The sequence below is a fragment of the Kitasatospora sp. NPDC057904 genome (assembly GCF_042887925.1).
In the GTDB taxonomy this organism is placed as follows: Bacteria; Actinomycetota; Actinomycetes; order Streptomycetales; family Streptomycetaceae; genus Kitasatospora.
Genome location: NZ_JBHVOL010000007.1, coordinates 182,795 through 208,145 on the forward strand (window position 1 = coordinate 182,795; position 25,351 = coordinate 208,145).

At 75.3% G+C, this 25,351-nt stretch carries 24 protein-coding genes and 1 pseudogene; 18 read left to right on the plus strand and 7 right to left on the minus strand.

Features of this window, described 5'->3' with window-relative positions; all coding sequences use genetic code 11:
* The first annotated feature begins 104 nt into the window (after positions 1–104).
* The 4 genes from ACFVSN_RS19750 (at position 105) to ACFVSN_RS19765 (ending at position 4,463) form a co-directional block, all read left to right on the plus strand.
* Positions 105–854: a TetR/AcrR family transcriptional regulator gene (locus ACFVSN_RS19750; RefSeq protein WP_380444624.1), complete on the plus strand. Its 750-nt coding sequence runs from the start codon at positions 105–107 to the stop codon at positions 852–854.
* Positions 855–1,089: 235 nt separating this feature from the next.
* Positions 1,090–2,604 (plus strand): glycosyl hydrolase family 18 protein, encoded by a 1,515-nt coding sequence (locus ACFVSN_RS19755; protein WP_387956308.1) that lies wholly within the window; start codon positions 1,090–1,092, stop codon positions 2,602–2,604.
* 159 nt (positions 2,605–2,763) lie between these two features.
* On the plus strand, positions 2,764–3,909 hold the full coding sequence (locus ACFVSN_RS19760; RefSeq protein ID WP_387956309.1) for a serine hydrolase domain-containing protein: 1,146 nt from the start codon (positions 2,764–2,766) through the stop codon (positions 3,907–3,909).
* Entirely contained in the window at positions 3,906–4,463 is a 558-nt protein-coding gene (locus ACFVSN_RS19765; protein ID WP_387956310.1) for a hypothetical protein, read from the plus strand. Before ACFVSN_RS19760 ends, ACFVSN_RS19765 begins: the two co-directional genes overlap by 4 nt.
* Positions 4,464–4,550: 87 nt before the next feature.
* On the opposite strand, the gene ACFVSN_RS19770 is transcribed toward ACFVSN_RS19765, so the two are convergent.
* Complete coding sequence (locus tag ACFVSN_RS19770) at positions 4,551–5,933, minus strand: alpha/beta fold hydrolase (protein WP_387956311.1); 1,383 nt, start codon at positions 5,931–5,933, stop codon at positions 4,551–4,553.
* A 209-nt stretch (positions 5,934–6,142) separates the two neighbouring features.
* On the opposite strand from ACFVSN_RS19770, the gene ACFVSN_RS19775 reads away from it, so the two are divergent.
* Positions 6,143–7,135 carry an ArsR/SmtB family transcription factor gene (locus ACFVSN_RS19775; protein WP_380444630.1) on the plus strand — a complete coding sequence of 331 codons (993 nt, stop codon included), beginning with the start codon at positions 6,143–6,145 and terminating at the stop codon, positions 7,133–7,135.
* 78 nt (positions 7,136–7,213) lie between these two features.
* Here ACFVSN_RS19775 and ACFVSN_RS19780 read toward each other — a convergent pair whose 3' ends face one another.
* Entirely contained in the window at positions 7,214–8,023 is an 810-nt protein-coding gene (locus ACFVSN_RS19780; protein WP_387956312.1) for an alpha/beta fold hydrolase, read from the minus strand.
* A 263-nt stretch (positions 8,024–8,286) separates the two neighbouring features.
* On the opposite strand from ACFVSN_RS19780, the gene ACFVSN_RS19785 reads away from it, so the two are divergent.
* Complete coding sequence (locus ACFVSN_RS19785) at positions 8,287–9,057, plus strand: hypothetical protein (protein ID WP_387956313.1); 771 nt, start codon at positions 8,287–8,289, stop codon at positions 9,055–9,057.
* Between the two features lie 60 nt (positions 9,058–9,117).
* On the opposite strand, the gene ACFVSN_RS19790 is transcribed toward ACFVSN_RS19785, so the two are convergent.
* A complete protein-coding gene (locus ACFVSN_RS19790; protein WP_380444634.1) occupies positions 9,118–9,714 on the minus strand; it encodes a DUF2867 domain-containing protein in 597 nt (198 codons plus the stop codon).
* A 132-nt stretch (positions 9,715–9,846) separates the two neighbouring features.
* Here ACFVSN_RS19790 and ACFVSN_RS19795 point away from each other — a divergent pair, with 132 nt between their 5' ends.
* The 11 genes from ACFVSN_RS19795 to ACFVSN_RS19845 all read left to right on the plus strand — a co-directional run bounded on the left by ACFVSN_RS19795 (position 9,847) and on the right by ACFVSN_RS19845 (position 18,760).
* Positions 9,847–10,404, plus strand: a complete 558-nt coding sequence (locus ACFVSN_RS19795; RefSeq protein WP_380500115.1) for a TetR/AcrR family transcriptional regulator — start codon at positions 9,847–9,849, stop codon at positions 10,402–10,404.
* A gap of 96 nt (positions 10,405–10,500) precedes the next feature.
* On the plus strand, positions 10,501–11,394 hold the full coding sequence (locus tag ACFVSN_RS19800; protein ID WP_387956314.1) for an aminoglycoside phosphotransferase family protein: 894 nt from the start codon (positions 10,501–10,503) through the stop codon (positions 11,392–11,394).
* A 150-nt stretch (positions 11,395–11,544) separates the two neighbouring features.
* The gene (locus ACFVSN_RS19805; RefSeq protein ID WP_380500117.1) at positions 11,545–11,913 is read left to right on the plus strand and encodes a hypothetical protein; all 369 of its coding nucleotides are present in this window, start codon (positions 11,545–11,547) and stop codon (positions 11,911–11,913) included.
* A gap of 157 nt (positions 11,914–12,070) precedes the next feature.
* Positions 12,071–12,700, plus strand: coding sequence for an alpha/beta hydrolase (locus tag ACFVSN_RS19810; protein ID WP_387956315.1), 630 nt, complete (start codon positions 12,071–12,073; stop codon positions 12,698–12,700).
* Between the two features lie 164 nt (positions 12,701–12,864).
* Positions 12,865–13,485: a hypothetical protein gene (locus ACFVSN_RS19815; protein WP_387956316.1), complete on the plus strand. Its 621-nt coding sequence runs from the start codon at positions 12,865–12,867 to the stop codon at positions 13,483–13,485.
* A gap of 76 nt (positions 13,486–13,561) precedes the next feature.
* On the plus strand, positions 13,562–13,918 hold the full coding sequence (locus ACFVSN_RS19820; protein WP_387956317.1) for a DUF6204 family protein: 357 nt from the start codon (positions 13,562–13,564) through the stop codon (positions 13,916–13,918).
* Positions 13,919–13,989: 71 nt separating this feature from the next.
* Complete coding sequence (locus ACFVSN_RS19825) at positions 13,990–14,490, plus strand: MarR family winged helix-turn-helix transcriptional regulator (RefSeq protein ID WP_387956318.1); 501 nt, start codon at positions 13,990–13,992, stop codon at positions 14,488–14,490.
* An 83-nt stretch (positions 14,491–14,573) separates the two neighbouring features.
* The gene (locus ACFVSN_RS19830) at positions 14,574–16,847 is read left to right on the plus strand and encodes a hypothetical protein (protein WP_387956319.1); all 2,274 of its coding nucleotides are present in this window, start codon (positions 14,574–14,576) and stop codon (positions 16,845–16,847) included.
* A 231-nt stretch (positions 16,848–17,078) separates the two neighbouring features.
* Positions 17,079–17,777 (plus strand): class I SAM-dependent methyltransferase, encoded by a 699-nt coding sequence (locus tag ACFVSN_RS19835; protein ID WP_387956320.1) that lies wholly within the window; start codon positions 17,079–17,081, stop codon positions 17,775–17,777.
* Between the two features lie 78 nt (positions 17,778–17,855).
* On the plus strand, positions 17,856–18,176 hold the full coding sequence (locus ACFVSN_RS19840; RefSeq protein WP_380444650.1) for a sulfurtransferase TusA family protein: 321 nt from the start codon (positions 17,856–17,858) through the stop codon (positions 18,174–18,176).
* 98 nt (positions 18,177–18,274) lie between these two features.
* Positions 18,275–18,760 carry a hypothetical protein gene (locus ACFVSN_RS19845; protein ID WP_380493052.1) on the plus strand — a complete coding sequence of 162 codons (486 nt, stop codon included), beginning with the start codon at positions 18,275–18,277 and terminating at the stop codon, positions 18,758–18,760.
* 162 nt (positions 18,761–18,922) lie between these two features.
* On the opposite strand, the gene ACFVSN_RS19850 is transcribed toward ACFVSN_RS19845, so the two are convergent.
* The 3 genes from ACFVSN_RS19850 to def all read right to left on the minus strand — a co-directional run bounded on the left by ACFVSN_RS19850 (position 18,923) and on the right by def (position 21,989).
* The gene (locus ACFVSN_RS19850; RefSeq protein ID WP_380444654.1) at positions 18,923–20,356 is read right to left on the minus strand and encodes an RsmB/NOP family class I SAM-dependent RNA methyltransferase; all 1,434 of its coding nucleotides are present in this window, start codon (positions 20,354–20,356) and stop codon (positions 18,923–18,925) included.
* 106 nt (positions 20,357–20,462) lie between these two features.
* A complete protein-coding gene (gene fmt / locus ACFVSN_RS19855) occupies positions 20,463–21,401 on the minus strand; it encodes a methionyl-tRNA formyltransferase (protein ID WP_380444656.1) in 939 nt (312 codons plus the stop codon).
* A gap of 42 nt (positions 21,402–21,443) precedes the next feature.
* Positions 21,444–21,989 carry a peptide deformylase gene (gene def, locus ACFVSN_RS19860; protein ID WP_380444658.1) on the minus strand — a complete coding sequence of 182 codons (546 nt, stop codon included), beginning with the start codon at positions 21,987–21,989 and terminating at the stop codon, positions 21,444–21,446.
* Between the two features lie 345 nt (positions 21,990–22,334).
* On the opposite strand from def, the pseudogene ACFVSN_RS19865 reads away from it, so the two are divergent.
* A pseudogene (locus tag ACFVSN_RS19865) lies at positions 22,335–22,805 on the plus strand (hypothetical protein); the annotation flags it as partial.
* Between the two features lie 379 nt (positions 22,806–23,184).
* Here ACFVSN_RS19865 and ACFVSN_RS19870 read toward each other — a convergent pair.
* Positions 23,185–25,272 (minus strand): primosomal protein N', encoded by a 2,088-nt coding sequence (locus ACFVSN_RS19870; RefSeq protein WP_380500126.1) that lies wholly within the window; start codon positions 25,270–25,272, stop codon positions 23,185–23,187.
* Positions 25,273–25,351 lie beyond the last annotated feature (79 nt).

Consider the following 25,351-nt stretch of genomic DNA (forward strand, 5'->3'; position numbering starts at 1 on the left):
CTGTCTCCACCCTTCTCTAGGTACAGCGTACGTAGAAGCGCGTGCGGGCTCATCGTACTACGTACGCCGTACGTATCTAAGATGGGTGAGCGAGGTGATCTTCAGTGCCGTCCAGCAACACCCCCGACAACCGCGACACCCCGGGCCGCGGCGAGCCCCCGACGCCCCCCGACGCGCCCGAACTGATCTGGCTGCGCCCCGAGCGCACCGGCCGCGGCCCCCGGCCCGCCCACAGCCGGGCGTCCATCGCCGCCGCCGCGATCGCCATCGCGGACGCCGAGGGCCTGGACGCCGCCTCGATGCGCCGCGTCGCCGCCGCCCTCGGCGCGGGCACGATGTCGCTCTACAACTACGTGCCGAAGAAGGAGCACCTCCTCGACCTGATGCTCGACGCGGCGGCCGGCGAGTACGACTTCGCCACCCTCGCCCCCACCGGCGACTGCCGCACCGACCTCGTCCGGCTCGGCCGCCGGCAGCTCGACCTGTGCCGCCGCCACCCCTGGCTGCCCGCCCTGGTCCTCGCCCGCCCCGGCATCGGCCCCAACGCGCTGCGCTACACCGACCACTACCTGGCCATCACCGCCCCGAGCGGCCGCAGCGGCGGCGACCGGATGGAGGCGATGGCCCTGTTCAACGGCTTCGTCTGCCAGTACGCCCAGTACGAGCGGACCGCGGCGGCCGGCGCCAAGTGGCAGGCGGAGCTGGCCGGTTACCTCACCCAGGCGGCGATGAGCGGCGAGTACCCGCACCTGGCACAGGCCTTCACCACCCCCGGCCCGCCCTCGGACCCGGCCACCGCCTTCGAGCGCTCACTGGATCGGGTGATCACCGCCATCCTGGCGCCGCCGTCGTAAGGCGTTCGTGGCCCCCGCAGCCGCCGTACCTGCCGCGCCCACCACGGCGACAACGGCCCCCGGGGCGCCCGCAAGGCCGGGTCGATCCGGGTACACAGTGTCGGCGACCCGTCAACCGGTTCGGCGGAAGTCCCTCGCCCCGCCCGGTTCCCCCATAGTCTGCACGGGTGCGGTCACGCCCGGCGCCGGTGCGGGCGTCCTCCGTGACGGCCGCCCCCCGGAGGGAGAACACGTCATGAGCGAGCTGGTGCACCCGTCCGACCCCGGTCTCGACGGACGGGCCGTCGGCGCCGCCGAGCGGACCTACGCGCGGAACGGATTCGACCCGGCGACGACCGACGGCCGGCTGTCCCACACCCCCTGCCGGGTGGCCAAACCGGTGTTCAACTCCTACCGCCGCAACGGCTCCCAGACCGTGTCCGGGTTCCTGGACACCTCGTGGGCCTACGACGCCCGCCTGACCGAAGCCCCCGACGACCCGGAAGGCCGTGCGGTCCAGGACGGCGGTCCGGGCGCCGACCTCGCCCGGCTCGACGCCGCACCCGGTGCGTTCGACGAGATCGTCCTCGGCCTCGTCGGGCTCGTCGGCGACCAGGGCGGCCTGGCCGCCGCCACCGCCCAGGCCGCCCAGGACTTCGGGATCCCCGAGGCCGAGCGCGGCGCGGTGGTCTTCGTCGACCCGTGGAGCGCGGTCGCCGCCTACCAGGGGTACGGCTTCGCGGGCTGGGTCTCCAACGACTACCGGGACCTCTTCGACGAGCGGAAGGCGCAGGGACTGCTGGGTGCCGCACGGCGCCTCAAGGACCGCGACCCGGCCCTCGCCGTCGGCCTGCACGTCGGCGGCTGGGAGCTGGGCGAGGCGTTCCGTCGCCTCACGCCCGACCCCGCCGCGCGGAAGCGGTTCGCCCGGTCCGTGGTCGAACTCCTGGAACAGTTCCCCATGTTCTCCACCCTCCACCTCGACTGGCGCTGGCCCGGCCTCGGCAAGGAGGCCACCGACTACGCCGCGCTCGTCGGCGAGACCAGGTCGGCCCTGTCCGCCGCCGGCCTGCCCGCGACGATCGCCGTCGCGGTGCCCGCCGCCGTCGCCCAGCTCAAGGCGATGAACGTCCCCGTCCTGGTCGAGGAGGGCGCCGAGCGCTTCGACGTGATGTCCTTCGACGCCTTCGGCAGCCCCTGGTCCCCCGGCCTCGGACACCACGCGGCCCTGCACCACGACCCGGCGGGCCCCCTGGCGGACAGCATCGACGGGGCCGTCACGTACCTCCTCGACGAGGCCCGCGTGCGGTCCGCCCGCATCCACCTCGGCTACGCCACCACCACGCGCAACGCCCGCCGGGCCCGGATCGACCGCGTCTCGCCCCTGAAGGGCCGGTACGACGCGGGCCCGGGCGAGGTCGTCGGGTCCTTCCGGCCCGGCGTGAGCCACTTCGCCGACGTGCTGCGCAACTTCCTGGACCTCGAACGCGGCCGGGGGCGCAACGGCTTCGAGCTGTACACGGACACCACCGCCGACGCCGACTACCTCCACAGCGCCGACAGCGGCGTCTACGTCTCCCTCGACACCCCGCGCTCCGTCCGCGCCAAGGCCGAGTACGCCCGCGCGCGCAACCTCGGCGGCCTGTTCGCCGAGCACGCCGAGGCCGACCCCGGCCTGCTCACCAACGCCGCCCACGAGGGGCTGGGGCACATCGCGACCTCGACCGTCATCGACATGAAACCGCTCTACGTCACCGGCCGCACCGCCTAGCACCGCACCGCCTGGCACCGCTGCCCAGCGGCGCCCGCCCCACGCAACGAGCCCCCCATCCGCCCCGCGCGCCCCACTCCCGACAAACCCGTCGCACCCGCACGCCGCCTCCCGTACGGTGGATCCGTAGACGATCTTGGCCGTACGACGAGGGGCACCATGCAGCAGTACGAGGGTTGGGCCGACGAACGCTTCGGCCCCGTCGCGGACGAGTTCGCCCGCAACTTCGCCGAGTTCCCCGAGCTCGGTGCCGCCGTCACGGTCTACTCGGGCGGGCGCAAGGTCGTCGAGCTGTGGGGCGGCACCGCCGACGAGCGCACCGGCCGGGCCTGGACGCGGGACACGGTCGTCCCGGTCTTCTCCGTCGCCAAGGGCGCCGTGAGCATCGCCGCGCACCTCCTCGCGCAGCGCGGCCGGCTCGACCTCGACGCCCCGATCGCCCGCTACTGGCCGGAGTTCGCGCGGAACGGCAAGCAGGACATCACCACCCGCATGGTCCTCGGCCACCGGGCCGGTGTGCCCGCGCTCGACGCCGTGCTCCCGTTCGAGGAGATCGCCGCGTGGGCGCCGGTCGTCCGGGCGATCGAGGAGCAGCCGCCGCTGTGGGAGCCGGGCACCACGTACGAGTACCACGGCCACGTGCTCGGCTTCGCGGTCGGCGAGGTGATCCGCCGGATCACCGGCCTCACCCCGGGCTCCTTCCTGCGCGAGGAGATCGCCGGGCCGCTCGGCGGCCTGCCGGTCTGGATCGGCCTGCCGCAGGAGCAACTCCCGCACCTGGCACGGCTGGTGGAGGCCGACGGCCGCCGCCCGATGCCCGGCCCGGAGCACCTGCTCACCCGGATCGTGACGATGAACGGCGCCCTCGTCTTCCCCGGCCTCGACGCACCACACGGCTGGAACGACCCGGCCCTGCACGCGATCGAGCTGCCGGGCGCGGGCGCCGTCGCCTCCGCGACCGGCCTCGCGGCCCTGTACGCGGCGGCCGTCACCGGCCTCGACGGCGGCGAGCGCCTGCTGTCGCACGACACCGTGACCGACGCGGTGCGCGAAGTCTCCTCCGGCGCGGGCTTCCTGGGCTTCGACATGGGCGCCCGCTGGGGCTCCGGCGTCCTGCTGGACTCCCCCGCGTTCCGCCCGCTGTACGGCCCGCGGAGCTTCGGCAACGACGGCGCCGGCGGCCAGTTCGCCTTCGGCGACGACGAGTTCGGCATCGGCTTCGGGTACGTGGCGAACCGGATGATCGGCCACGGCGACGCCCGCGCCACCCGGCTGATCCAGGCGGTCCGCGGGTGCCTGGGGTGACGGCGTTCCTCGCCGGCCTCACCGAGCTGGCCGCCACCGGCGGCCTCGGCCCGCTGCGCTACGACGCCCCGCTGCCCGAACTCGCCGCCCGCTACGGCGATCCGTACGACTGCGGGCGCGTCCACAAGGACACCCGCTGGCCGCACGCCTTCGGCTGGGGCGACGCGTGGACGGTGTTCTGCAGCTGCCGCCGGCTCCGCTCGCTCTCGCTCCCGGCCTGGCACGGCGAGCTCGAACTCCCGCTGCCTGATGGCGGGTTGCGCACGATCGACACGCACGTCACGGAATCCGCGCTGGTCGCCGCGCTCACCGCGGCCGGCTGCACGTGGGAGACGGTGACGTACGAGAACATCCCCGGCCAGCGCACCCTGGAGGTGGCGCCGGCCGAGGACGTCCGGGTCGCGTTCGTCCTCACGGAGGGCGGAGGCTCCGATCGCGCCGGCGAACCGCCGTCCGAGGACTGGCTGTTGAACAAGGTCGGCCTGTGGGGCTACGACCACCCCGACTGCCCCGGGCCCGACCGCACCACGCCGGACGACGGCTGGGGCGCGTAGGGCGCGTCTTTCGGCTCGGGGCCCGACGGCCGGCCCGGACCGTTCCGCCCCCGCGCGGAACGGTCCGGGATCCCCTGCCCCTGCGGCTCAGCCGCCGAGCAGGAAGTCGTACACCGCCTGCCGCCCGACGTCGCTGGCCGCCCGGGTCTGGACCCCGTGCGCCGCCCCGGGGACGACCACGACGCGCGCGTCGTGCGCCATCTCCGCCTCCCGGTACGTCCAGGCGAGCGGCGTGGACAGGTCGCGGTCGCCGCCGAGCAGCAGCACCGGCACGTTCGGCAGCCTGTGGTGCTCCGACGGCGTCGCCGGCACCTCCTCCTGCGGCCAGTCCAGGCAGGTGAGCAGGGTGCCCGTCCCGGTCGCGGTGGCCGGGTCGAACGGCCAGGTCTCCTCGGGGGTCAGCTCGTCCCTCGCCTCGGCCAGTGCCGCCGCCCGTCCCTCGACCGGGGTGTCCGAGGTGCCCCACGGGAAGTGCCCGTCGGCGCACAGGGTGCTCGCGTGCAGGCCCTGGCTCAGGAACTCGGCGGGCGCCGCGTTGCCCTGGTGCGCGCCGTCGATGTAGCGCTGGAGCATGGCGGGCCGCCCGGCGGCGGCCTCGTGCAGCGCCTCCGGGACCCCGTGGTAGTCCGGGTCGACGAACTCGAAGCTGGTGATCGCGTCGAGCACGTCGGGCCCGTCGTGGTAGCGGCGGACCGTCTCCGCGAGGTCGGCGGCCGGGTCGGTGGTGCACCCGGTGGCCGCGCAGGCGGCGGTGAGCACCCGGGCGGTGGCCTTCAGCGGGACGGGGTCGAGCGGGTCGTAGCCCTGCTGCGGCACCACGGAGTCCAGCACCAGCCGGGCGACGTGCGCGGGGTGCGCCATCGCGTACCGCTCGGCGGTGAAGGTGCCGTACGAGACGCCGTCCAGCGTGAGGCGCTTGTCGCCGAGGGCGCGGCGTAGCTGGTCGATGTCGGCGACGGTGTCGGCGGTGCCGTAGAACCGCCGGTCCGGGCCGAGCGCGGCCGCGCAGTCGGTGACGGCCTTCGGGGTGGGCGGGGCGAGGTCGGAGGCGCCCATCTGCTCCTGGAGCTCCGGGCACCGGAGGGCGTTGCCGCCGGTGCCGCGCTGGTCGAACATCACCAGGCGGTAGTCCTTGAGGACCGGTGCCAGCCGGCCCACGATCCGGTTGACCAGCGGGACGCCGGGCTGGCCGGGACCGCCGGTGAGGAACAGCAGGTCGCCCTTGGGCGCGTCGGTGTTGCCGCCGACGGCGACCCGGAGGTCGAGGGTGCCCGGGGTGTCGCCGCCGTGGTCGAGCGGGACGGTGAGCGTGCCGCAGGTGAAGCCGGGGCTGCCCGCACAGGGCGCCTGCCCGGTGAGCCCGCCGCCCGCACCGCCCGGGGCGGCGACCGCCGGGGAGCCCAGCGTCGTCCCGGCGACCACCGCGACGGCGCCCAGCAGGGCGGCGACGCGGCCGCGCGTTCTCGTCATGTTCGTTCGTCCTTCCCCGTACCGGTTGTCGAGGACGAGCTTGTGCCGCGGGGGCACCGCGGCGCGACGATTCCTGCAAGGATTCGAGCAGGTTCGAAACGTCGGCCCCCGGAAGCGGCCCCGGACGGCGGCGATTCGATCGAGGCCGACGCCGCCCGAGCCGCTGCCGCCCGGAGCCGGCGGAACCGTCCGACGGGGGAAGGACACCGATGATCACGCTCACCATCGACTCGACCGGCCTGGCCCGCTCGCGGTTCGTCGTCTCGCCGCTGCACGAGGCGGTCAACACGCTGATGTCCTCCGGGCTGACGTCCCGCACCGGCCCGTACGCCTGGGTGAGCCGCACCCGCCGGGTGCTGCGCCGGGAGCGGCTGGACCTGCTCGCCGGGCTGGCCCTGGACACGGACGGCGGCTACCTGCCCGACTTCCTGTCACCGCACCCGAGCGGCCCGGCGCCCGAGGTCGCGGAGCAGCTGGCGGCCGTCCGCGCCACGCCGCCGGAGCGCGTCCTCGGCGAGCTGCTCACCGTCCGGCACGGCCGCCCGGAGGCCGGTCTGACGGGCCGTCCGCTGCCGGAGGCCGTCGAGCGGGCGATCGATCGCGGCGCGAAGTACTTCGCGCACCGGGCGGCGGACGAACTGGGCCGCTACTGGGAGCTCGCGATCGCGCCGTACTGGCCGGACGCCCGCGCGGTCATCGACGCCGAGATCGACCGGCGGGGCCGCTTCCTCGCCCGGTACGGCACCGGGGCCCTGATCAACTCCCTGGCCCCGCAGCTCTCCTGGGCGCAGGGGCGGATCCGGCTGGAGAGCCGGCTCACGGTGGCGCTGCCGGCCCGGATGGTGCTGCTGATGCCGACGCTGGTGACCCGCGAGATCCACGTCATCCTGGATCCGATCGACGGCGTGCACCGCGCGCCGACGCTGATGTACCCGGTCGCGGACCGCCGGACGGCCCGCCTGGAGCCCAGCCCGGCCCTGGCCCAGCTGCTCGGCCCGACCCGGGCGGACCTGCTCGCCGCGCTGGTCGGCCCGGCCACGACGGCGGCGCTGGCGGACCGGCACTACCTGAGCCCGGGCACGGTCTCCTACCACCTGGGCGTGCTGCACCGGTCGGGGCTGGTGAGCCGGGTGCGCAGCGGCCGGGAGGTGCTGTACCGGCGCACGCCGCGCGGCGAGGAGCTGGCGGGGGCGCGCCCGTAGCACCTCGCCGTCCCCCGTGTCCCGTGTCCCGTCCCCCGTCCCCCGTCCCCCGTCCCCCGTCCCCCCGCAACAGGTGTGTCACAGCAGCGCCCGCGGGAGCACCACCCGCACCCACTCCTCCGGCTGCGACAGGTGCGGAGCGTGACCGGCGCCCTCGTACAGGTGGCGCTCCGCCTTCGACAGGGTGAGGTCGATCAGGTCCAGCACCTCGCCGAACATCGGCGCGCTGTCGTCGCTCTGCGTGAGCAGCGCCGGGTCGCCGTAGCGGGCGAGGCCGGTGAGGTCGAGGTCCAGGGCGTCCGGGTCGCGCAGCTCGTCCAGGTAGGTGGGCGCGTTGCGGATGTAGGTGTGCCGCACGGGCGCCGGCAGCTGCGACCACGCGCCGGGGCCGAAGGCGAGGGTGTCGACGTACAGTTCGGCCGCCGCGGCCGACTCGGCCTGCTCCAGCAGCTCGCGGACGGCGGCGATCCGGTCCGCGAAGGCCGTCCCGATCGGGCGCAGGTCCGGGTCGGCGAGCAGGATGCCGGTGCCGGGCGGCTCGTGGACGGCGATGCCCCGCAGGAGGTCGGGGCGGGCGGCGGCCAGCCGCAGGGTGACCAGCGCGCCGTAGGAGTCCCCGCCGACGAACGCCGGGGCGAGGCCGAGGCCCTGGATCAGGCCGGCCAGGTCGGCCGCGTCCTCGTGCACCGAGCCCTGGGTGAGCAGGTCCTCGCTGCGGCTGTGGCCCCGGCGGTCGTAGGTGACGACGGTGGTCGACCCGACCAGCCCGGGCACGACGTGCGCCCAGGTGTCGCCGTCGCTCCAGGAGCCGTGCACCAGGACGACGCCCGGCCCCTGGCCACGGGCCTCGTAGTGCAGCGAGACCCCGTTGACCCTGATCTCGGCCATCACGAGCCTCCCGGTTTCGGCGGTGCTCCCCCACCAGCCTGACACAACCGGCCTGCGGGGTCAGATCAGCGTTCCGGGACCGCTGCCGTCACCCGGTGTGACGACCGGCGGGCGGCCGCGGTCGTCGCGCTGGGTGACGACCGACGGTCCGGGGAACTTCCGGCGCCGCCGCCGTCACCGTCCGCGCCATGCGCTACCTTGATCGACTGTCAGTCGGCCGACTGACCACTCCCTGCACACGCGTATTCGGGGGAATACCTGCCATGCGTTCTCTGCGCATATCCGTCGTCGCCGGCGTCCTCGTCCCGCTCGCCCTGCTCACCGCCGCCTGCGGGCCCAACGACGACAAGCCCGGCGGCACCACCGCCACCACGGCGGCCGCGTCCGCCTCCGCCGCGTCGACCACCGCCGCGTCGACCGCGGCCGCCACCGGCACCAAGGCCCCGGCCGCCGGCAGGGCCCTGACGCAGGACCAGCTCGTCAAGGCCCTGCTCACCACCGCCGACCTCAAGGCCGACGCACAGCGCTCGTCCCTCGGCCCGACCCGGCCCGACCACCGGCTCACCGCCGGGAAGCCCGCCTGCCAGCCCCTGCTCGACCTCGTCGACGACGGCAGCGCGGCCACCCCGTCGCCGTCCGCCACCGGCGTGTACTACGCGACCAACGGCCGCGAGTTCACCTTCGTCCAGCTCACCCAGCTCGGCGCCGGCCAGGCCGCGAAGGCGCTGACCGCCGCCGACGGCGCGCTCGCCGGGTGCGCGTCCTTCACCGCGACCGGCGCGGGCGGGGCCCCGGTGAAGGTCACCTTCGCCAAGGCCACCGCCCCGGCGGTCGGCGACGCGGCGCTCGCCCTCAACGCCACGTTCACCGCCGACGACTGCGCCAAGGTGCTCTGCGAGGCGCGCGGCTACGTCGTCACGCACACCGGGGACGTGCTGACCCTGGTCTCCGACTCCGCGCTCGCCGACCCGGGCCTGCCGGAGCAGGCGCTGGTCAAGAAGCAGCTCGACAAGGTGCAGGCCGCCGCCAAGTAGCGCCCGTGCCGCGTGCTGCGCGGGAAGTCGGCCGGCCCGACGTCCTGCGCAGCACGCCCGCTACCGCCGCTGCCCCGCCGTCTCCTCCCACCTGCGCCCGATCGACCGCACGAGCGCCGGGTACACCCCGATGTACCGGAACGGCTTGATGCCCAGCATGTACGCGGCACCGAGCCGGCCGTTGGGCTTCACCAGCACGGCCATCTGCCCGCGGTACCCGCCCGCGCCGTCCGGGACCCAGCCGAGGTGCAGCACGGCGTGCACCGTCCGGTTCGCCAGTTCGGCCGCCCACTCGTCGTGCAGCAGGTAGACGGACCGGAACGGCAGCGAGTCCGAGTCCGGCCCGCGCGGCGCCGCGAGCAGGTCCTCGGGCAGCCGGTCGCGGAGCGACCGCACCCGGCCGCCCACGCCACCTTCGGCGTCGTCCAGGTGCAGCAGGCGCCCGAGCTGCCACCGGATCGCGAAGAGCGCGCGGTACACCCGCGAGGAGCCGGCCTTCCCGGGCTCCTCCCCCTCGGTGAACTGGCCCACCAGGTACGGGAGGTCGTCGGGCCCGCCCGGCGTGGGCAGCGCCCACACGTCCTCGACCCGGAAGTCCCCGGCGATCTCGTGGATCCGCCACGGGCGCGAGGTGTGCGCCGTGTTGGGGAGTCTCATGCGTCCGCCCCTTCGTCCGGGCGCCCGGTGCGGACGCCCTGTCTATACGATGCCGTATACAAGCAGGCTAGACCCGTTTATACGGCAACGTATAGACCGGGGTCGCGAGACGTCGCGTGATCGGAGACACCCGTGGCCAACCCCCGCACACCGCGCGAGGCGTGGATCGCCGAAGGCCTCCGGGCGCTCGCCGCGGGCGGACCCGACGCCGTGCGCGTCGAGGTCCTCGCCCAGTCGCTGGGCGTCACCAAGGGCGGGTTCTACGGCTACTTCCGCAACCGGGACGGCCTCCTCACCGAGATGCTCGACACCTGGGAGCACGCCGTCGCCGGTGACGTGATCGACGGGATCGAGCGCGACGGCGGCGACGCCCGCGCCAAGCTCACCCGCCTCCACGCGATCGCCTCCGCCCCCGGCGACCCGCTGACCGACATCTCCACCGAACTCGCCGTCCGCGACTGGGCCCGCCGCGACGACGCCGTCGCCGAACGCCTCCGCCGCATCGACAACCGGCGCATGGCCTACATGCGCACGCTCTACCGGGAGTTCTGCCCGGACGAGGCCGAGGTCGAGATGCGCTGCTTCATCACCCTCTCCCTCCGCATCGGCCGGCACTTCATCGCCGCCGACGAGGGCCCGCGCAGCCGCGAAGAGGTCTCCGCCCTGACCCGCGCGTGGCTCCTGAGCTGAGCGACGGCCCTACCACCTCGCCGCCACGCCCCGGGCACCCGGCGCCATACTGGACGATCACCGCACCCCCGCCCGACAGCGAAGCGAGGACGACCCGTGGACAGTCACCCCATCGAGGAGCCGCTGGTGCGCGCCCTCCTCCGCGCCCAGCACCCGGACCTCGCCGGCCTGCCGCTGCAGCGCGTCCCGGGCGGCTGGAGCAACCAAGTGTGGCACCTCGGGGAGCAGTTGGCCGTACGGATGCCGCGCACCCCGGACGCTCCCGCACTGCTGCGCAAGGAGTGGCGGTGGCTGCCCGCGCTGACCGACCGGCTGCCGCTGCCGGTGCCCCGCCCGGTGCGGGCCGGGGAACCCTCCGAACGCTTCCCGCACCCGTGGACGGTCGTCGAATGGGTCCCCGGCGAACCGCTCGACCGCGCCCCGATCGACCGCCCGGCCGACGCCGCCGCACGGCTGGCCGCGTTCCTCCGGGCGCTGCACCGGCCGGCGCCCGCCGACGCCCCGGCCAACCCGCTGCGGGGAGTCGATCTCGCCGTGGTGGAAGGGGAGTTCGAGGAGCGCTTCCGCGCCATTGCCCCGACCGGCCTGGCCACCGCCGAGGTCCGGGCCGCCTGGGAGGACGCCCTCGCGGCCCCGGCCTGGGCCGGCCCGGCAGTGTGGCTGCACGGCGACCTCCACCCGGCCAACGCGGTCACCGCCGACGGCACGCTCGCCGGGGTGATCGACTTCGGCGACCTGCGCGCGGGCGACCCGGCCACCGACCTCTCCGCCGCCTGGCTCCTCCTGCCCGACGGCGCCCTCCCCGACTTCCTCCGCGGTTACCCCGACACCGACCCGGCGACGCTCCGCCGGGCCCGCGGCTGGGCGCTCCTGCGCGGCCTCTCCCTCGTCGACATCGGCCGCGCCGGCGAACGCGGCCTCCCCGGCGGCAAGGCGACGTGGGGCCCGGCCGGGCGCGCCGCCCTCCGCCGCGTCCTCGCGACCGGCTGACCCAACTGCGGTACGACGCAAGCGGCTTGTCCGCCGCATGGCCGGACGCCACACCCCGGCCGTTCCGCCGACCGGGTGGGCGTCGCGCCGGATCAGTGTGCACGCGAAGGGTCTGCTCGTTCTGCTGTACATGCCCCCCTGCTTCTTCACGTGCTCCCCTCCGCCCGCACGCGCCGCCGCGCCGGGGCTCCCGTGGCCCTGATCGGCCGGGCCACGGCGGCCGTCCTCTCCCTGACGATCCTGCTCGTCCCCGCCGCCGTGACCGGCGGCCCGCACCCGCCCGAGGTCGGGAGCGGGTGGTGGGAGGTCTCCGCGAACGCCGCAAACGTACGGCTCGACCACTCCGGCGGCGACACCGTGCTGGGCCTCGCCCACCACGGGGACCGCGTCGAGGTCGTGGACACCTGGACGTCGCCGCTCGGCGCCCGCTGGGCCCAGGTGATGGTCGTGCGCACGCGGGTCACCGGCTGGGTGCTGTGGTCGCTGCTCACCCACCACGACCCCGCCGCGGAACCGTAGAATCCGCCGACAGGCACCAGGAGGGATGCGCGTGTTCCGTATGCAGCGGGGGCTTCGTTCCGCACAGTTGACGTCATGGCAGGGCGAGGGCTTCACCGGGTCCGTGCACGGGTCCGCGGCTTCCGCAGGCGGCGCCGGGGACGCGCCCGGAGACCCGGTGCGCGGGGTCGCGCTGCTGCTGCCGGGCGGGTTCGTCCGCGGGCACGGCGGTCCGCTGCGGATCGCCGAACTCGGCCTGCGCGACCTGGCGGCCGGACTCGCCGAGCGCGGACGCGCCCACGGCGTCGCCGTGCACCTGCTGCGCTACCGCCACAGCGGCTGGAACGGCGCGGACGCCGACACCGCCGTGGACACCCGCTGGGCGCTCGACGAGCTCGAACGCCGGTACGGGCCGGTCCCGGTGGTCCTGATCGGCAACTCGCTGGGCGGGCGCGCCGCGTTCTGGTGCGCCGGGCACCCGAACGTCACCGGCGTGGCCGGCATCGCGCCCTGGCTGCCCAGCGGGGACGGCGTCGCCCAGCTCGCCGGGCGGCGCGTGCTGATCGTCCACGGCACCCGCGACCACAGCGAGGCGAGTGCGGCCGGGTCCCTGGAGTACGCCCTGCGGGCCCGCGAGGTGGTGCCGGACCTCGCCCGCTACGAGGTCCCGGGCGGCAGCCACTACCTCGTCCGGCAGGCCGCCGACGTCGGCGCGCTGACCGCGGACTTCACACTGGCGGCGCTCGACGCCGAGCCGGCCGCGATCGCCACCGGCAGGGTCTGCACCCCGCTGCCCTCGCGGGCCTGAGGGACTGCCGGCCGCCTACTCCAACCCTGCCGACCGGCAGGGATGATGACGGATATTCGGGCCGAGGATGTGCCGATCGGCACATGTCCCGGAGGGGGTGCGGCGGCCAGGCTTGGGACATCGAAGCGGCGGCCGCCGGGGCCGCCGCAGGAGAGGAGCCCGCCATGTCCCGCACCCGCCTCCGCCCCCGCGTCCGCACCGCGATCGCCGCAGCCGCCGCGGCACTCGCCGTCACCACCGTGACCGCCGTGGTCCCCGCCCAGGGCGCCGACGCGGCCCCGCACGCCCGCCCGGCGAGCGTCAGCGGATCCGGCCGCATCGTGTTCGACTACTCGCCCGACGACGAGATCCGGTTCACCGTCGACGCCCGGGCCGTCCCGTTCAGCCGCCCGTTCCCCGACGTCCCCGCGCTGGCGCACGGGCTGCCCACCGACGCCCGGGGCACCGTCACGATCTCCCACCGGGTCGCCGCCACCGGCCAGGTCGGCCACGCCGAGGCAGCGGTGGACTGCCTGGTCACCGGCGGCCCCGTCGCCACCCTGACGGCGATCGTCACCAGGTCCGACGTCCGGCCCGTCGGCGAGCGGATCGGCCTGAGCGTCTTCGACAGCCACGGCAAGGGCAAGGACCGCCTCGGCTTCTCCTGGGGCGCGGTCAACACGGACCTGGATTCCGAGGGCCGCCCCCGACCCGGCATAACTGGCACGTGCATGGCCCCGGCCCCGTTCAACCCGGTCGTCGAGGGCGGCTACCACGTCCACCACACCGAGCTGCCGACCCCGTGACCGGCCCGGTGCGCCACGGGCGGCGGCCACCGGAATCCTGTGGCCGCCGACCGCCCGTCCTGCCTATCGTCGGAGGATGACCACTCGAACCTTTCGCATCATGGTGCGCGGCGTCTTCGACGGCCTGAGCTCCGAACAGCGCGCGGAGCTCCTCGCCGACGCCGCCCGGCACGACGTCCTGCACGCGGCCTTCACCCGCGAGGGCCACCTCGCCTACGACCTCACCGCACGGGCGGCCTTCACCTTCCGGTTCCTGGACTCCGGCGAGGAGGAGGCGGACATCCTCGCCGCGACCGAGCGCGCCGAGCAGGCCGCCGAGGCCTGGCTCAGCGAGCGCGGCTACGGCTTCAAGAACCTCCGTGCCCAGGCCGAGGACCTCTCCCAGGCCCCCCTCGGCAAGCGCCGGCGCCGCGCCGCCGCCACCACCAACTAGCCCCCCTCCCCCTCCGCCATCTCCTTGACCGCTCAGCACCGGTATATACTTGAGCGCTCAAGGAGGTGGCAATGACAACCCCGCAGTCCGACACGCCGCAGTCCGACACGCCGAACGCCGACGCCCAGCAGCCCGCCGCACCGACCGCCGACCCCCTGGACACGGCCCTGCGCCTGGTCCGCGCGCAGGCCACGCTGGTCAAGCGCTTCGACGCGAGCCTCAGCGGCCTGCACGGCGTGAGCCTCTCCGACTTCACGATGCTCCTGCGCCTCGGCGAGGCCCCCGGCGGCCGCATGCGCCGCGTCGACCTCGCCGAGGCCCTCGGCCTGACCGCCTCCGGCGTCACCCGCGGCCTCGCCCCGCTCGAACGCATCGGCCTGGTCACCCGCGAGCCCGCCCCACGCGACGCCCGCGTCGCCTACGCCGCCCTCACCCCGACCGGCCGCGAACGCCTCGCCGAGATGCGCACCACCGCCCGTCAGGTCGCCGCCGACGTCTTCGCCCAGTGGCCCGCGGGCGACCTCACCACCCTCGCCGCCCTCCTCGGCCCCCTCACGGGTTCCCTCCGCTAACGCCCGCACAGAACCAACAGAGGAACCACGCCCACGCGGAAACCCGAGTGCGCCGCCCGACGCGGCTCTGGGATCATGCCCGAATGGCGCAGCACCTCGAACCCCTCGTGGTCCGGCACACGCACCGGATCCCCGTCCCCACCGGCACCCCCGTCCCCGCCGAGGGCCAAGGGGCCGACGCGGCACGGCAGTTCGACGCCGCGCTGATGTCTGTGGGCTTCAAGCTGTCGGCGGGCCTGCTGGAGCACCTGTCCGAGCTGCCCGCGGCCACCGTCGTCGACACGGCCGCCCGCACGCTGGACACCGTCCGTGCGATGGTCGGCGACCACGTCACGCACAACGCCTACTTCATCGACTTCCCCGCCAACGTCCCGGACACCTTCGACTTCTGGACGCGGTGCATAGCCGAGGCGCTCGCCGACGACGCGACCCGCGAGAACACGATCGCCCAGCTGCGGACCGGCGTGGTCGACCTCCTGACCCTCCCCACCTACGGCAACTACCGCCACACCTACGCCGAGTTGCTCGCCGCCCACGACGAGCTGATCGCCGCCGCGGGCGACCGCCTCACCGTCCTGCACCCGGGCAACCCCCTGGCCGACGAGGTCACCGCCCTCTACCTGGCCCTGGCCGGCAGCACCACCCCGCTCGGCGAGGAGGCCCTGGCCGACCTGCGCACGCTCGCCGCACACTGCGTCAACGACCCCCAGCCCGAGGCGATCCCGGTCCGCGAGAACCGCGCCGTCGTCAACCTCGCCCGCCTCGACGCCGGCGCGGAGCTCCTCGTCGACACGGCCACCGACGTGCTGCGCCTCGCCTGCGCACTCTCCGACGGCGACGTGACGCTCGCCGAGCCCACCCGCTTCCGCTCGTTCTCCCGGCGCGTCCGCCGCACCCTGCTCACCGGCCTCGACGCGGTCATCGCCGGGAACCCGGCCAAGCTGGCCGACATCACCGCCCACCGCGAGCAGTTCAAGCGCCTCGGCGAGCGCCTCCATCCCCACGAGTACCCGCGACTCCCACACGCCGCCGACGCATTCGCCGTAGCCCGCGGCGAGCAGGAGGCCCGCTCCTTCGAGAGCCGCGTCGAGGAGCTCCTCCGCGCCGACGACGTGACGGGGGCCGTGCGAGTGCTCGCGTCCGCCCCCGGCAAGCTGTTCCGCGCCCTGGACCGGCTGCTGTGCGCGTGCCGCACCCAGGACGAGCTCGACACCGTCGTGTCCGCCGCCGAACGGGCCGCCCCGGACACCGCCGGCCGCGTCCTGCTCTCCGTCCGCGAGCACCTCCACAACCGCGCCGACGACGGCCGCACCGACGACGACCGCGCCGACCACAACCACACCGACCACAACCACGCCGACGACAACGCCCGCGGGAGCACCGACCCCACACCCCCCGCCCGCCGCGTCTTCGCCAACCGCCTGGGCCGGGCGTGGGTCACCGGCGACACCCGCCCGCCCCTGCCCGCCGCCGTGCGCAAGCACCTGATCGACGTCCTCGACGCCGAGCTGCGCCGCCGCCTGCCCACCCCCGGCCACCTGCTGATCGACCCGGCCGTCCTCGACGTCGCCCTGCCCCTCAGCGGCAAGGCGACCGCCTCCGGCCTCGGCGTGCTCCCGCGCGGCTCCCTCTCCCCCGTCGACGGCGAGCTCCTGCGCTTCTTCGTCCACTGGAAGCAGACCAGCCGCACCACCGACTTCGACCTCTCCGCGCTGCTCCTGGACGACGCCTTCCAGACGATCACCTGGCTCTCCTACACCCAGCTCCGCGAGATCGAGGGCGAGCACTCCGGCGACATCACGGACGCCCCCGACGGCGCCTCCGAGTTCATCAACCTGCGCCTGGGCGCGGTCCGCGGCAGCTACGTCGTGCCGCAAGTGAACGTCTACTCCGGCGAGGGCTTCGAGCAGGTCGAGGAGTCGTTCTTCGGCTACATGCTGCGCGAGGCCGAGCAGCATGGCCTCCCCTTCGAACCGCGCACCGTCCGCATGAAGTCCGACCTGCGCGGTCCCGGCAAGGTCGCCCTCCCCCTCGCCTTCCTGCGTACCCCGGACGGCCGCTGGCACGCCAAGTGGCTGCACCTGTACCTCCAGGGCGACCCGGACGCCAACCGGGTCGAGGGCAACCGGGTCTCCGTCGCGACCCTGCTGCGCGGCATCGTCGAGCGCGACCACCTCACCGTCCGCTACCTCGCCGACCTCATGGGCGCCCCCACCACGACCCTGTGGAACACCGCTTCCGGCGCGACGCCCCCGCCCGGCCCGGTCACCTACATCGGCCTGGAACGCCCCGAGGGCCTGCACCCGGACTCGGTCGTCATCACCCCGGAAAACCTGCGCGACCTGATCCCCGCCTGACTGCTACGGTGATCCCCGGCGAGGCCATGGACGGGCTTCCTTCTCACTTCCCTGACCCTAGCCCGTCCGCTTTCCTCGCTCTCGACCTCACCGATGCCGGGGTGCCCACCACAGCACCCCGGCATCGTCGTTCCCCCACTCCTCGCCGCACACCCCACCCCCCGGCCCTCCCCGCGCGACGACCTAGGCTGGACACGCACCACCGGCCCGGACCAGCGCGAGGGGCGCCCCATGACGCACGGCAGCGACGACGGCGAGGCGCTCGACCTCGCCGCCGCCCAACGCGAGCACTGGCAGCGGACGTACGGCACCCACCCGGGCATGTACGGCGAGCAGCCGTCCGACCCCGCGCGGCACGCCGCCCGTGTCTTCGCCGCCGCCGGGGCGCAGGAGGTACTGGAGCTCGGCGCGGGCCACGGACGGGACGCGCTGTTCTTCGCCCGCGAGGGCTTCACCGTCCTCGCCGCCGACTTCAGCCCGACCGGCCTGGAGCAGCTCCGGGCCACGGCCGCCGCACGGCAGCTCGCCGACCGCGTCACCACCGCCGTCCACGACGTCCGCCGCCCGCTGCCGTTCCCCGACGCCTCCGTCGACGCCGTGTTCGCCCACATGCTGCTCTGCATGGCGCTGTCCACCGAGGAGATCCACGCGCTCGTCGCGGAGGTCCGCCGCGTGCTGCGCCCGGGCGGGACGTTCGTCTACACCGTCCGCCACACCGGCGACGCCCACTACGGCGCGGGCACCGGCCACGGCGACGACATCTGGGAACACGGCAGCTTCGCCGTGCACTACTTCCCGCGCGCCCTCGTCGACGCCCTCGCCAAGGGCTGGCACCTCGCCGAGGTGCACCCGTTCGACGAGGGGGACCTGCCCCGCCGCCTCTGGCGCGTCACCCAGCACAGGGCCGCCACACCGAACACCCCCACCTGACCTCCCCACCTGACCACCCCGTCTGACCACCCCGCCAAAGCAGCCATCCCAAGCCCCCAACCCTCCGGAGACCACCCGATGACCACCGCCCAGCACCCCGCCCCCGACCTGAGCATCGACGGCACCGGCCTGCTCTGCGTACAGCTGCTGCTGCGCCTGCGCGGCCGGATCTCGGGCCACCCGGCCGGCACGGTGGTCCACATCCACACCACGGACCCGGCGGCCCCGCTCGACCTCCCGGCCTGGTGCCACCTGACCGGTCACGAGTACCTCGGCCCGGTCCCGCACCCGGCCACCGACCGCGAGGTGTACGCCATCCGCCTCACCGCCGCCGCCCTCCCCACGCGCCCCGACCGCCCCTGGCACCCCGCGCCCGCCGACAGCGGGACGACTGGCTGACGACCGACGGTCGCGGCCTGCCCGCCATGCCGCCGACCCGGCCGGTGTGCCACCATGGGGAAATCGAACGACCAAGCGCCATAGGGAGGTTGACCACCTTGGACGCGAATCCGGGCCCGATCCTCGACTGCCAGTGGCACGATCCTCAGGGCGACTGGCACCTGAGCGTCATCCGCAACGGGTCGGCGTGGGAGCTGTTCGCCGCCGCGCCCGTCCACTCGGAAACGATCCCCTTCGACGGCCCCGACGACGTCCGCCGCCTCGCCCAGGCACTGCTGGACCTTCCGGCCGAGCCCGAGCCGTACGAGTTCGAGTGGCACCTCTCGCGCACCGAGGACACCAGGCCCGGGGACGGGCACACCCTGTTCGCGACCTTCACGGTCGGGCTCGACCCGGCGGACGACCACCGCCCGTACCTCGCCTACCAGTCGTACTACCACCGGGGCCACTCGACCGCCCTCGGGCTGGAGGTGATCTGCGAGGACCCGCCGATCGACCGCCTCCGGGCCCAGGCGCACGCCCTCCTCACGAGCCTCCCGCAGCCGCAGCCGCTCCCGCCGCACCACACCCGCCGGACGCCCTGAGCCGACGGCCGCGAACAGGGCCCACCGGCCGGGAAAACGCGAGCGCCGCACGCCCGCCGAAGCGGTCGTGCGGCGCCGGAGGCTCGCGCGGGAGAGCGCGGGAGAGCGCGGGAGAGCGCGGGAGAGCGCGGGAGAGCGCGGGAGAGCGCGGGAAAGACGGAGTCAGGCCGTCCGCCGCAGCAGCGCCAGGTACATCGCGTCCGTCCCGTGCAGGTGCGGCCAGAGCTGCACGTCCGGGCCGTCCCCGAGCGCGGGCACGCCGGGCAGCAGCGGCCGGGCGTCGATCCACTCGACGCGGCCGCCCTCCGCGCGCAGCACGTCGTCGACGACGGCCCGCGTCTCGGCAAGGTGCGGCGAGCACGTCGCGTACCCGACGACGCCGCCCACCCGGGTGGCCTCGATGGCGGAGCGCAGCAGGTCCCGCTGGAGCGGCCCGAACGCGGCGACGTCCGCGGGGCGCCGCCGCCACCGCGCCTCCGGCCGGCGGCGCAGCGCGCCGAGCCCGGAGCAGGGCACGTCCACGAGGACGCGGTCGAAGCCGCCGGAGCGCCAGGCCGGCCGCGTCCCGTCCGCCGCGATCACGGTGTACGGGCCGGGGTTGCCCTCCAGCGCCCGCGCCACCAGCCGGGCCCGGTGCGGCTGCTTCTCGCTGGCGACGAGGGCCGCGCCGCGCTCGGCGGCGAGGGCGCCGAGCAGTGCGGCCTTGCCGCCGGGGCCGGCGCAGCCGTCGAGCCACAGCCGGTCGGGGCCGTCCAGCGGAGCGGCGGCGAGAGCGAGGGCGACCAGCTGGCTGCCCTCGTCCTGCACACCGGCCCGGTTCTCCCGGACGGCGTCCAGCGAGCCCGGGTCGCCGCCCTCGGCGAGCCGCAGCGCGAACGGGGACCAGCGGCCGGGCTCGGCCTCCGGCAGGGCGTCGGCGAGTTCGCCGACGGCGACCCGTCCGGGCCGGGCGACGAGCGTGACCTCGGGCCGCTCGTTGTCGGCGCGCAGCAGGTCCTCGATCGCGGCGCGCCCGGAGGCGTCCGGCTGCCAGCGGCCGAGGGAGTCCCAGAGCGCGGAGACGACCCAGCGCGGGTGCGAGTGGACGACGGCGAGGTGGTCCTCGGCGTCCTGGTCGTACGGCGGGGCGACCTGCTCGATCCAGGCGTCGAGGTCGCGGGCGCTGATCCGGCGCAGGACGGCGTTGACGAACTTCGCCTTGCCGTCGCCGAGCACGACGCGGGCGAGCTCGACGGTGGCCGAGACGGCCGCGTGGCTCGGGATGCGGGTGGCGAGCAGCTGGTGCGCGCCGAGCGAGAGGACGTCGAGCACCGGCGGGTCGACCTTGCTCAGCGGCCGGTCGATGCAGGCGGCGATGATCGCGTCGTAGGTGCCCTGGAGGCGCAGGGTGCCGTAGACGAGCTCGGTGGCGAGGGCGGCGTCGCGCCGCTCCATGCCCTTCTGCTCGGCCTCGCGGAGCAGCGACGGCAGGATCAGGTTGGCGTAGGCGTCGCGCTCGTCGACGGCGCGCAGGGCGCGGAAGGCGACGATCCGCGCCGGGTCCTTCTTGGGCCGGCGGTGCGGACGGGGGGCGCGGTTGGCGCTGGGGGTGCTCACAGGTGCCTCAAAGTGCTGCGGTGGTTATCAGCTGTGGTGGTTATCAGCTGCGGTGGTTGTCGGACGAACAGTCGAACAGTAACGCCAAACCGGGTGCCCCGGCCTCTCAGCCCCCGAAGCGCTCCCCGGCCTCCAGGCGCGCCCCGCGCGCCCAGTCCGCGGCCCGCATCTCCTTCTTGCCCTGCGGACGGACCTCGCCGAGCTCGATGTCGTGGCTGCCGGTGCCGACCCGGACGCTGTTCTTGCCCACCATGGCGACCTCGCCCGGCGCGAGCCCGGTCTCCCCGGGCAGCAGCTTGACCGGTCCGGTCACCTTGAGGCGCTCGCCGCGGAACTCCGTCCAGGCGCCGGGCGCCGGGGCGCAGCCGCGCACGACGCGGTCGATGCGCAGGGCGGGGTGGGTCCAGTCGATGCGGGCGTCCTCGACGGAGATCTTCGGGGCGAGCGTGACGCCCTCGGCCGGCTGCGGCACGGCGTGCAGGGAGCCGTCCGCGATGCCGTCCATGGTGGCGGCGAGCAGGCGCGCGCCGGACAGCGACAGCCGGGTCAGGAGCTCGCCGCTGGTGTCGGCCGGGCGGACCTCCTCGGTGATCACGCCGAAGACCGGGCCGGAGTCCAGGCCCTGCTCGATCAGGAAGGTGGACGCGCCGGTGACCTCGTCGCCGGCGAGCACCGCGTGCTGGACCGGGGCGGCGCCGCGCCACGCGGGCAGCAGCGAGAAGTGCAGGTTGACCCACCCGTGCTTGGGGATCTCCAGGGTGCCGGGGCGCAGCAGGGCGCCGTAGGCGACCACCGGGCAGCAGTCGGGGGCGAGTTCGGTGAGCCGGGCGACGAAGTCCGGGTCACTGGGCTTCGCCGGCTTGAGGACCTCGATCCCGGCCTCCTCGGCGCGCTGGGCGACGGGGCTGGCGACCAGCTTGCGGCCGCGCCCGGCGGGGGCGTCGGGGCGGGTGACCACCGCGACGACCTCGTGCCGGTCGGAGGCGAGCAGGGCGTCCAGGGCGGGAACGGCGACCTCGGGGGTGCCGGCGAAGACGAGACGCATCAAGTGCCTTTCTGAAAACAGGGATTCAGGCCAGTGGGGAGCTCAGCGCGCCGCGCCGAAGGTGCTGTGCGGGGAGACCTTGACGACCGGCGCCGGCCCGGTGCCCCACTCCGCCTCCCGGATCGCCCTGAGCGCGGCCTTGCGCTGCTCGGTGTCGAGCCGGTCGATGAAGATGATCCCGTCGAGGTGGTCGGTCTCGTGCTGGATGCAGCGGGCGAGCAGCTGGGTGCCCTCCAGGGTGACCGGGTCGCCGTACATGTTGAAGCCCTTGGCGACGACGCCGTACGCGCGCTTGGTGTCGTAGCGCAGGCCCGGCAGGGAGAGGCAGCCCTCGGGGCCGTCCTGCTCGTCCTCGCTCAGCGACAGGTCCGGGTTGATCAGGTGCCCGGTGACGCCGTCCACGTGGTAGGTGAACACCCGCAGGGAGACGCCGAGTTGGGGCGCGGCGAGGCCGGCCCCGGGGGCGTCGAGCATGGTGTCGGTGAGGTCCCCGACGAGCTTGCGCAGCTCCTTGTCGAAGGTGGTCACCGGCTGGGCGGTGGCGCGCAGGACGGGGTCTCCGAAGAGACGGATCGGCTGGATCGCCACGGGGCGCGGGCTCCTGTCCGTAGGGGCGCGGGGCTGGGACAACGGCTGGTTCACCGGCAAGTCTATGCAACCCCTCCGTGCGGCCCGGCCGGCCACCCGTCCCCCGTCCTCCGCCGTCCCGCCCCACGCACCCAGCAGGCCTCACGCACCTCATCAGGCGCTCCCGCACCGGCAGCCGGGCCCGTCCCGTGCCACCCACACCCGTGACTGGCATATCCCGAGTCCGCTCGGCGGCGTTACCCCGGCCCCCGCTTCGGCGTTGGTCAAGTGAGATTGACCGGGGCCGGGGCGCACGGGACACGGCGCTCCGGCCGAGCTGACCGTACGGAAGGTGGCACGTAGGCCATGGCCGAGCAGATCAACCACGACGCCCGGGCGCGGGCGAGCCTGCACCTGCTGGTGCGGGACATCGAGCGGGTGAGGCGCCAGGTCGACGCGCTGCGGACCCTCACCGCCCAGCTGGGCAACGTCTACCGCCCGCGCCGCCCCAGCACCTCGGCCGGGTTCGTGGTGTACGGCCGGGCGCCCGCGCCGACCGTGCGCCTGGCACAGGAGCTGCGGGAGAGCGTGGAGACGCTGGTGGCGGCGGCGGTCGAGTTCGACCGGGCACTGGGCTTCTCCTGGGACTCGGTCGGGTCGGCCCTCGGCGTCACCAAGCAGGCGGTGCACCGGCGGTACGGGATGCGCCGGCCGACCAGCGAACTGCTGGCCGCGAGCGGCGCCGTCCCGGGCCCGAGCCGCCCGGACCGCTCCGAGGAGCTGCCCGCACCCGCCGAGCGCAGTGGCCTGGCCGCGACCGTCCCGGCGGCCCGCCAGGGCGGCCTGGACCGCAGTGCACTGGAGCGCGCCGGCACGGACCGCCCCACCGTGGACCGCAGCGCCATCGACCGGACGCCCATGGACCGGACGTCGATCGATCGCGGCGTCCCCGACCGTTCCCCCGCCGAGCGTTCCCCGATCGACCGCACCGGCATCCCCCTGCGCGGCTGACCCCTCCCCTCCCGAGGGCCCCCGGGGCGGGGTGGCCCACTCACCCCGCCCCCGCACGAGACGGAGCCGGGCCGCCCCCCGGCGCCCGAGCAGCGAACCGCCGCCACCACCCGGCGCCCGAACGGAGCCGCCCCCCGGCACCCGAGCAGGCAACCGCCGCCACCACCACCCGGCGCCCGAACGGAGCACCACCGCTACCCGCCCGTCACCCGATGTCCAGCGGATCCACCCGCACCCGCACCGCCTCCGGTGTCCGCAGCGCGATCCGCGCGATCTGCGCCGCCTTCAGTGCCGCCGCCAGCGCCGCCCCCTGCCCGGGCGGCACGCGCAGCAGCGCGCGCTCCTGCTCCTCGCCGCGCAGCGCCGGCACGGGCACCGGCCCGAGGACGTCCGCGCCCTCCGGCAGCCGGATCAGCCCGAGCAGGTCGGCGACCGCCGCCGGGCTCCCCGCGACCGAGGCCATCCGGGAGACCGGCGGGAAGTGCAGCTGGGCCCGCTCGTCCCGCTCCAGCCCGGCGTGCCCGAGGGGGTCCCAGCGCACCAGGGCCTGCACCGGCCGCGCGGACGGCTCGGCGACGACGACGACCGTCCCGCCCTCCGTCGACGGCCGGACGAGCGCGGCGGCCGCCAGCCACAGCCGCAGCGTCTCCTCGCCGGCCCGCAGGTCGGGGCGGCTCAGCAGCGCCCAGCCGTCCAGCAGGAGCGCGGCGCCGTAGCCGGTGCCGCCCTCGACCACCGGTTCGGCGCCGGGCGTGGAGATCACCAGCGAGGCCTCGTCGGGCACGGTGGCGAGCACCGCGTCCCGCCCGGAGGTCCGCACCGGGATGCGCGGGAACGCCTTCCCGAGTTCCTCGGCCGTCCGCCGCGCGCCGACCACCTGGGCCCGCAGCCGGAAGGAGCCGCACTCGGTGCAGTGCCAGTCGTTCTCCGGCTCTCCGCACCACGCGCAGCACAGCGCGGCGTCCGCCGACGGCGCCTCCAGCGGCCCCTCGCACCGCCGGCAGCGCGCGGGCGTCCGGCAGCGTCCGCAGGCGAGCCGGGGCACGTAGCCGCGCCGGGGCACCTGGATGAGCACCGGGTGCCCGGCCGCGAGCGCCTCGCGCGCGGCCTCCCAGGCCACCGACGGCAGCCGGGCGGCCTGCGCGGCGGCGTCCCGGTGCTGGTCCTGGTCGGTGACGGTCCGCACGCGCGGCGCGACCTGCCGGACGGTCTCCCGGTCGGCGACCAGCGGCCGCGCCCACCCGGTGCTGACCAGCTGCGCGCCCTCGACCGTCACGGCGTGCCCGCCGAGCAGCACGGCCGCGCCCTCCTCGGCGGCCCGCAGCAGCGCGACCTCGCGGACGTGCGGGTGCGGGGCGCGCGGGTCGCTGTGGCTGCTGTCGCCGTCCGACCAGACCACGACCAGCCCGAGGTCGCGCACCGGCGCGAACATCGTGGCGCGGGTGCCGATGACGGCGTGCACCGAGCCGCGGCTCACCGCGAGCCAGCGCCGGTAGCGCTCTCGCGGACCGGCCTCCGCCTCCAGGGCGACGTGCATGCCCTCGCCGAGCAGCTCGGTGAGCGCCCGGTCCACCCGCGCCACCGAGCGGCCGTCCGGCAGGACGACCAGCGCACCGCGCCCGCCCGCCAGCGTCGCCGCGACGGCCCGGGCGATCTCGTACGGCCAGCCGGGCCCGGGCAGCGCCGACCAGACGGCCCGCGGCGCGCCGCCGCCGGCCAGCGCGGCGAGGAAGTCGGGCCCGGCAGGGTAGCGCTGCCAGCCGCCGGGGGCGGGCGCCGCCGGGCGCGGGCGCGGCGGCGGGGAGTCCTCCGCCTCGGCCTTGGCGTGCCGGGGCGGGATCGCCAGCTGGAGGACGTCCGCCAGCGTGCCCGCGTACCGGTCGGCGACGGTCCGGCACAGACGCAGGAGCTGCGGGGTGAGGACGGGCTCGGGCGAGAGCACCTGGGCGAGCGGCGCGAGCGGGCCGGGGAAGTCGCTCTTCTCCAGCCGCGCCACGATGAACCCGTCGTGCAGCTCCCCGCCCTCGCGCTGCCCCTTGACGACGCGCGCGCCGAACCGGACCCGCACCCGGACGCCGGGAAGGGCCTCCTCGGCCATCGCGGCCGGGACCTCGTAGTCGAAGAACTTGTCGATGGTCAGCACGCCCTTGTCGACCACGACCCGGGCCACCGGCAGGTGCTCGGCCCGCTTCGCGCCGCGCCACGTCCGCGGCTTGGCCTTGCGGACCGTCTCCCGGATGAACGCCAGCTGCTCCGGCTCGGCGCCCCCGTTCTCCCCTGTTGTGCTGCTCATCGCTCCCAAGTACTACCAGGTCACACCGACAGGACGCGCAGAAGCGGCGCCCACCCCCGTCGGGGAGTGGGCGCCGCTT

Coding starts and splice junctions, on each gene's coding strand:
- ACFVSN_RS19755 (WP_387956308.1), top strand. CDS start 1,090: ATGAGCGAGCTGGTGCACCCGTCCGACCCCGGTCTCGACGGACGGGCC.
- ACFVSN_RS19760 (WP_387956309.1), top strand. CDS start 2,764: ATGCAGCAGTACGAGGGTTGGGCCGACGAACGCTTCGGCCCCGTCGCG.
- ACFVSN_RS19770 (WP_387956311.1), bottom strand. CDS start 5,933: ATGACGAGAACGCGCGGCCGCGTCGCCGCCCTGCTGGGCGCCGTCGCG.
- ACFVSN_RS19775 (WP_380444630.1), top strand. CDS start 6,143: ATGATCACGCTCACCATCGACTCGACCGGCCTGGCCCGCTCGCGGTTC.
- ACFVSN_RS19780 (WP_387956312.1), bottom strand. CDS start 8,023: ATGGCCGAGATCAGGGTCAACGGGGTCTCGCTGCACTACGAGGCCCGT.
- ACFVSN_RS19785 (WP_387956313.1), top strand. CDS start 8,287: ATGCGTTCTCTGCGCATATCCGTCGTCGCCGGCGTCCTCGTCCCGCTC.
- ACFVSN_RS19790 (WP_380444634.1), bottom strand. CDS start 9,714: ATGAGACTCCCCAACACGGCGCACACCTCGCGCCCGTGGCGGATCCAC.
- ACFVSN_RS19815 (WP_387956316.1), top strand. CDS start 12,865: ATGTCCCGCACCCGCCTCCGCCCCCGCGTCCGCACCGCGATCGCCGCA.
- ACFVSN_RS19820 (WP_387956317.1), top strand. CDS start 13,562: ATGACCACTCGAACCTTTCGCATCATGGTGCGCGGCGTCTTCGACGGC.
- ACFVSN_RS19825 (WP_387956318.1), top strand. CDS start 13,990: ATGACAACCCCGCAGTCCGACACGCCGCAGTCCGACACGCCGAACGCC.
- ACFVSN_RS19830 (WP_387956319.1), top strand. CDS start 14,574: ATGGCGCAGCACCTCGAACCCCTCGTGGTCCGGCACACGCACCGGATC.
- ACFVSN_RS19835 (WP_387956320.1), top strand. CDS start 17,079: ATGACGCACGGCAGCGACGACGGCGAGGCGCTCGACCTCGCCGCCGCC.
- ACFVSN_RS19840 (WP_380444650.1), top strand. CDS start 17,856: ATGACCACCGCCCAGCACCCCGCCCCCGACCTGAGCATCGACGGCACC.
- fmt (WP_380444656.1), bottom strand. CDS start 21,401: ATGCGTCTCGTCTTCGCCGGCACCCCCGAGGTCGCCGTTCCCGCCCTG.
- ACFVSN_RS19870 (WP_380500126.1), bottom strand. CDS start 25,272: ATGAGCAGCACAACAGGGGAGAACGGGGGCGCCGAGCCGGAGCAGCTG.